The sequence below is a fragment of the Blautia sp. Sow4_E7 genome (assembly GCF_052116245.1).
Taxonomy (GTDB): Bacteria; Bacillota; Clostridia; order Lachnospirales; family Lachnospiraceae; genus Blautia_A.
The window spans coordinates 332,806-339,876 of sequence record NZ_JBQKLL010000001.1 but is presented as its reverse complement, the minus strand read 5'-3'; the positions used below and the strand labels follow the sequence as shown (position 1 = coordinate 339,876).

Sequence of the window (7,071 nt, the reverse complement as noted above, 5' to 3'; positions counted from 1 at the left end):
ATCATAAAGGGAATGCTCTTTTTCTTTCTATAGATTTATGGTCATTATAACCGTCTGTTCATGGACTGGCAAGCCCGGTAGCTTTCGGATAAAAAACGGTAGCTATAACACCCTGCAGGAAAAATGGGAGGCAGAAGCGATACAGTATGCCCCGGAAATCGATCCTTTGCAGGAGGTTGGCTTAACAGCTGAGCAAAGAGAAGCGGCAAATGAATTGTGCGGAGCAGAAGACTATGTTGATATGAGATTAGGAAGCGGATGTACCTATAGGGAATTTGATACAAATTCATTAAGCGAGAATGAAGAAATGGAGCGTGAAGAGGGACAAGCGGAAACAGAGGAAATAGAAGAAACAGAGGAAATAGAAGAAGCAGAGGGGATAGAAGAATCAGAGGAGATAGAAGGGGGATTTGAAGCTGAAATGGATGCTGGGATCTCTATGGAAGAATAAAAATAACGTCCAAATAAGGAAAAGATAAGCGAAAGCTGAAAATGCGCAAGAAGGAGAAGCTATGTTTGGGAGCAGGCGTTCTTATGTAAATGAGGAAGAAAATTATAAGAATAACTTTAGCGTAGAAAAACATTTGCTATATGGAGAAGATATTAATTTTGGAACAATTCCAAAATATTTAAGCGATAATGACTATAAAGTTTTTTTCCCTTCAGACAATGAAAGAACATTTGGTTTATCTGACGATATTTTGTCAAAACATTTATTATTGCTTGGAGGAATTGGTTCTGGAAAAACAAATGTTTTCAATTTTATTATTGAATCACTTCAGGAGTCAATGACAGATGAAGATATTATGATCATATTTGACTCTAAAGGTGATTATAAAAGGCATTTTTTTGACAAAAATAATAGTAAACATGTATTGCTGGCACATGCGGAAGAATATAGAGGGTTATCCAAGTCCTGGAATATATTTGATGAATTAAAGGATGCTTCTGGCAGATTTGATGAAAAAACAAGTTCATCAGTTGCAAAAGAAATATCGAAACAGTTATTTGTAGGAAGAGAGTCCTCCAGCCAGCCTTTCTTTGTGCGTGCGGCTGCAGATATTGTTTCAAAGGTATTTATACATAAGATTCGTGAGAAAAATAGCAATGTGATTAAACAGGAACTGACTACAGCAGACTTTGTCAACTATATTCAAAAAGCAACTGCCGTAGATTATCACAAAATGCTGTACAAATATGAGGACTTTAGAAGTGCAACTACATATCTGGGTGTTACCAAAGACGGCAATATGTTAGGCAGCCAGGGGCTGGGGGTTATTGCAGAAATCAATTCTATGGTTAATGATATGTTTTCCGGCTCGTTCGCCCAGGATTATGGAAATGGAAGCATAAGCATGCGTGATCTGGTAAGAAAAAAACAGGGAAAATCTGTTTTTGTAGAATACGATTTGAGCGTTGGAATTACGTTGGCTCCAATTTATCGAATTTTGTTTGATCTTGCTTTGAAAGAAGCTCTTGGAGGTAGAAAAGAAAACAGAGGAAATATTTATTTTATTATTGATGAAGCAAGTCTTCTTCCAAATCTTATACATTTACAAGATGCATTAAATTTTGGTCGTAGCCTAGGTGTCAAAGTGATTGCAGGACTTCAGAGCATAACACAGCTTTATGATGCTTATGGAGAAGAGAAGGGAAAGGTAATTGCCGCTGGATTTATGAATAGTTTCTGTTTTCAAACCTGGGATTTGGAATCAAGACAGTTCATTTCAGAACGTTTCGGAGCTAATTATCAGAATCTGTCTTATTATTATGATGGAAAACCTATTACACTTCAACGGGAGGGGAATGCGGTAGAAGATTGGGATATTCTACATTTAGAGGTAGGAGAGGCTTTCGTTAATCTTACACTGCAAAAAGCAGTTCGTTTCAAATATAAGTTTAAAAAATATCGTTATAAATATTTGTAAATATTGAGAAAAACATACCTTTTGGCTGCTATCATAGTTTAGGGGTGAACCTTCTTTTAAAAATTAATAAAAAATTATGAACAGAAAAACTACATTCCTGATATAAGAAAAAGGTAATTTCCTATTGAAATAATAGGAATTAAAAGGTATAATCTTTTAGAGATGGATTTTGCCAGACATAAAGCAGGTGAGGTTGGTTCTTTCAGCATTCTGATGTAAATTACTGCAGCTGCCGCAGGCAGGATCCCAGAGCAGGAGGAATTGAAATGAGAATATCCACTAAGGGTAGATATGCAATAAAGTTAATGCTTGACCTGGCTACCAACGATAATGGAGAGCCGATCAGATTAAAGGATGTAGCGCGCAGACAGGAGATTTCAGAGAAATACCTGGAGCAGATCATTTCCGTATTAAATAAGGCTGGATATGTGAAGAGCGTCCGCGGACCTCAGGGCGGTTACTCCCTGCAGCGCAGACCAGAAGAGTACACAGTTGGCATGATCCTCAGACTGACAGAAGGCTGCCTCTCCCCGGTAGACTGTGTAGCCCCAGACGGAGGCGGTTGCGAGAAGGGTGACGCCTGTGTCACACGTATCCTCTGGAAAAAGATTGACGATGCCATCAACGAAGTGGTAGATAACATCACATTAGGAGATCTCCTTGACTGGCAGGCTGCAAGTGCAGATGATTATGTAATCTAATTATAAAATGCATATTGAAAAGAAAAAAAACATATGCTATAATGCCAATAGGCAAAGAGATGTGAAAAATCCATGTAGTTCAACTACAAACGAAAACCCCAGTGTTGCAGCACTGGGGTTTTCTATTCCCAATTTTTATGGAAGGGCTTAGTTCCATAGGCTCATTACCGACTAGTTGTCACCATCCAGCCATTTGATGATGTAATGGCAAATTACACCACCCATGACAGCAACAATAAGAGATGTGAAAACCTCCATATAATTCACCTCCTTTCTGTTACCAGATTCAGAGGCGGTAACAATAGTATTGTATCATATTGGTTTCTCTTTTTTTAGTATATATTATTCCCCAAAATGTCCGCTATGTAAACACACCTGCCCCCATTACAAAGAAAAAGTTCACAATTTAGACAAAAAAGTTCTTTACTTTACAACGTTGATGTGTTATTATACGAAAAGCAGATACAAGACGTACAATTAAAAACAGTCTTGAATCTATTTTCGAGAAGAGGAGGAAAAGATTATGAAAAAGTCAAAAGCAGTAATTTCCCTTTTGACAGCTTCCGCAATGACAGTTGGTCTCATGAGCACTGGCACAGTTGCTTTTGCAGCAGTAGAAGAGAGCACATCTGACCTGAATGTTATGCTGGAAACTCCGGTACAGTCCCTTGACCCACAGCAGGCTACTGATGGAACATCCTTTGAGGTAATCGCAGACTATACCGACGGTCTTATGCAGATGGACTCAGACGGACAGGCAGTTCCGGCCATTGCAGAGAGCTATGATTTATCAGATGATGGACTTACCTATACTTTCCATCTTCGTGACGCACAGTGGAGCAACGGTGATCCTGTAACCGCTTCCGATTTCGTATTCGGATGGCAGAGAGCAGTTGACCCGGATGTAGCTTCCGAGTACGCTTACATGTTAAGCGACATTGGCCAGGTTGAGAACGCAGCAGAAATCATCGCTGGTGAGAAAGACAAATCCGAGCTTGGTGTTACAGCAGTTGACGACAAGACACTGGAGGTTAAACTGAATGTTCCAGTATCCTACTTCCTGTCACTGATGTACTTCCCAACTTTCTATCCGGTAAACGAAGCATTCTTTGAGACATGCGCAGATACATTTGGTACAAGCCCAGACACCACACTTTCCAACGGTGCATTCGTACTTGATACCTATGAGCCAGCTGCAACAGAGATCCACCTTACAAAGAACGCTGACTACTACGATGCAGACAATATTTCCCTTCCGGGACTTAACTATCAGGTAATTCAGGATTCCCAGCAGGCTCTTATGAGTTATCAGACAGGCGACCTTGACCTTACACTTGTAAACGGTGAGCAGGTTGACCAGGTTGAAGATGATCCTGAGTTCATGACAATCGGTGCTGGATATCTTTGGTATGTAAGCCCTAACATCTCAGCTGTTCCAGAGCTTGCAAATTTAAATATCCGTATGGCAATGACAATGGCAATCGATCGTGAATCCATCACAACAGACGTTCTGAAAGATGGTTCCCTTCCGACTTATACAGCAGTTCCTATGCAGTTTGCAGCAGGTCCTGACGGATCTGACTTCTCCGCAGATCAGGAGAAATTCTCCGATGTTTGCGCATATGACACAGAGAAAGCTGCTGATTACTGGGCAAAAGGTCTTGAGGAACTTGGCGAGACAGAGATCGAGCTTGATATGATCGTTGACGCTGATGATGCACCTCAGAAAGTTGCACAGGTTCTGAAAGAGCAGTGGGAGACAGCTCTTCCAGGATTAACTGTAAACCTTACAGTAGAGCCTAAGAAACAGCGTGTTGAGGATATGCAGAACGGAACCTACGAGGTAGCTCTTACCCGTTGGGGACCAGACTATGCAGACCCGATGACATATCTTGGAATGTGGATTACAGACAACTCCAACAACTATGGTCTGTGGAGCAATGCAGATTATGACTCCATCATCGCAGAGTGCACAACTGGTGACCTTTGCACAGATGCTGAAGGACGTTGGGCTAGAATGTATGACGCAGAGAAACTTGTTATGGATGACGCTGTAATCTTCCCACTTTACACACAGGCAAACGCAGAGATGATGTCCAGCGCAGTAACTGGCGTAGACTTCCATCCATGCGCACTGAACCGTGTATACAAAAATGCAGTAAAATCTGAATAAGTTGTAATTGAATAACTTCAGCCGCACCAGGGTTTTACCCGGTGCGGCTTTTGAAGTAATATTGCCGTAACGATTCGGCAAATCCCATTCCAAAAGAACGGAATCGTTACATATTGCCGTTGCCATCCGCAGAACAAACAATGATAGAGCTGCGAATTACTTTGCAGCAGAGAAAAAGAAAGTTACTGATTCGGAAATGAATCGTAATGAAAGAATTGCTGTTTATTCTGTGGATTGCAACGAACAAAACCCAAGGAGGAACTGTCGTGAAAAAATATACGCTCAAACGAGTTTTAACTTCCTTCTTCACCCTACTGGTAATCCTGCTGGTGCTGTTTGTCCTCATGCAGCTCATGCCAGGTTCCCCGTTCAATGATGAGAAGTTAAATGATGACCAGCGTGCAGCGCTGTACGTAAAATACGGTCTGGACCAACCGGTAGTTGTCCAGTTTGCAAACTACGCCAAGAATATGTTAAAAGGCGATCTTGGTGTCAGCTACAACATTTCCAAGAACACCCCTATTTCCCAGATGATCCAGACAAGACTTCCAATCTCTATCGGAATCGGAGGACTTGCCGTCACCATTGGAGCCATAGTCGGGTTGCTATTGGGACTATTGGCGGCCTTGAAGCATAACACCATATGGGATTCCCTGGCCACCATCATATCGGTAATCGGTGTGTCGGTGCCATCCTACGTATTTGCCCTTGGCCTTAGCTATAGCCTTGGTTTCCGTCTCCAGTGGTTCCCAATGCTGTATAAAGCAAACAACGCGGGCATGTCCAGCGTGCTCCCAAGTATAGCTCTTTCCATGTTCACCATGGCATCCATCGCACGTTTTACCCGAAGCGAGATGCTGGAGGTTCTGGGAAGTGACTACATGCTTCTGGCAGAGAGCAAAGGTATTTCCGGATCTGCACTGATCTTCCGCCATGCACTTCGAAATGCCCTGATCCCCATCATCACCGTTCTGGCTCCGCTGATCGTTGACCTGATGACCGGTTCTCTGGTAGTAGAAAAAATCTTCGCAATTCCCGGAGTTGGAAGCCTTCTGGTAAATGCCATCCAGTCAAACGACTACAACGTGGTTATTGCCTTAAGCTTTATTTATTCCGCAATGTATATTGTAATCATGCTGGTTGTAGATATTCTCTATGGTGTGATCGACCCGAGAATCCGACTTGCAAAGAAAGGAGACTGACATCATGGAAAAAAGCACCGCAGCAGAAACTGTTCAGGCAGCATACGTTCCAGTGGAATCTGATTTCCGCCTGAAAAACAATGCTGAAGAGATCGGCATTGATTCCAACTTTGCGGCACAGAGCTTCTGGAAAGATGTCCTGCTCCGCTTCGTGAAAAAAACAAGTGCCATTGTTGGTCTGGTTCTGATCATCCTTATCACCATCATGGCAGCAATCGGTCCTGGCATGAATGACTATACATATTCCGGTCAGAACTTAAATGAAAAGAACTGTGCACCTCGTGTAAAAGCTCTTGAGAAATTTGGTATTTTTAATGGTGATGAGAACTTCAACACTTCCAAAGGTACCAAGACCATCAATAACTACGAGGAAAAAGGTCTCACAGATGTTTATTATTGGTTTGGAAGCGATAACCTGGGCCGTGATATCTGGACAAGAACCTGGTCCGGAGCCCGTGTTTCCCTGATCATTGCCATTGCAGCAGCTATTATCGATATGCTGATCGGTATGAGCTATGGTCTGATCTCCGGTTACTTCGGCGGCAGAGTGGATATGGTCATGCAGCGTATCCTGGAGGTTGCCAACGGTATCCCCAGACTTGTTATCGTAACCCTGATGCTCCTGGTTTTCAAACCTGGTATTTTGACTATCGTTATCGCCCTAATGCTGACGGAGTGGATCGGTATGAGCCGTATCGCCCGTGCTGAGATGCTGAAATTAAAAGAGCAGGAGTTCGTTCTTGCATCCAGAACACTTGGTGCAGGCAGTTTCTTCATTATCTTTAAAGAAGTACTTCCGAACATTATCGGACCGATCATTACACAGGTTATGTTCTCCATTCCTACCGCGATTTTCACAGAGGCATTCTTAAGCTTCGTAGGACTTGGAATTCCGGTACCGCAGTGTTCCCTGGGATCTTTGATCTCTGACGGATTTAACTTTTTTACCACTCATCCGTATCAGATCATCCCGCCGATCATTGTGATGGCACTTCTGATGCTCAGCTTCAACCTGGTTGCTGACGGTCTTCGTGAGGCACTTGATCCGAAATTAAAAGAAATGTGAG

General features: G+C 42.5%; 6 protein-coding genes. All 6 read left to right on the top strand.

Going from position 1 to position 7,071, the window contains the following annotated elements:
* Positions 1 to 166 precede the first annotated feature (166 nt).
* On the top strand, positions 167 to 451 hold the full coding sequence (locus ACTQ50_RS01580) for a hypothetical protein (RefSeq protein ID WP_441482670.1): 285 nt from the start codon (positions 167 to 169) through the stop codon (positions 449 to 451).
* A gap of 61 nt (positions 452 to 512) precedes the next feature.
* Entirely contained in the window at positions 513 to 1,928 is a 1,416-nt protein-coding gene (locus tag ACTQ50_RS01575; RefSeq protein ID WP_441482669.1) for a type IV secretory system conjugative DNA transfer family protein, read from the top strand.
* Positions 1,929 to 2,194: 266 nt separating this feature from the next.
* Entirely contained in the window at positions 2,195 to 2,629 is a 435-nt protein-coding gene (locus tag ACTQ50_RS01570; RefSeq protein WP_148460989.1) for an RrF2 family transcriptional regulator, read from the top strand.
* 523 nt (positions 2,630 to 3,152) lie between these two features.
* Positions 3,153 to 4,802, top strand: a complete 1,650-nt coding sequence (locus ACTQ50_RS01565) for a peptide ABC transporter substrate-binding protein (protein WP_441482668.1) — start codon at positions 3,153 to 3,155, stop codon at positions 4,800 to 4,802.
* Positions 4,803 to 5,068: 266 nt separating this feature from the next.
* A complete protein-coding gene (locus ACTQ50_RS01560; RefSeq protein ID WP_441482667.1) occupies positions 5,069 to 6,004 on the top strand; it encodes an ABC transporter permease in 936 nt (311 codons plus the stop codon).
* 4 nt (positions 6,005 to 6,008) lie between these two features.
* Positions 6,009 to 7,070, top strand: a complete 1,062-nt coding sequence (locus tag ACTQ50_RS01555) for an ABC transporter permease (RefSeq protein ID WP_441482666.1) — start codon at positions 6,009 to 6,011, stop codon at positions 7,068 to 7,070.
* Position 7,071: the final 1 nt, after the last annotated feature.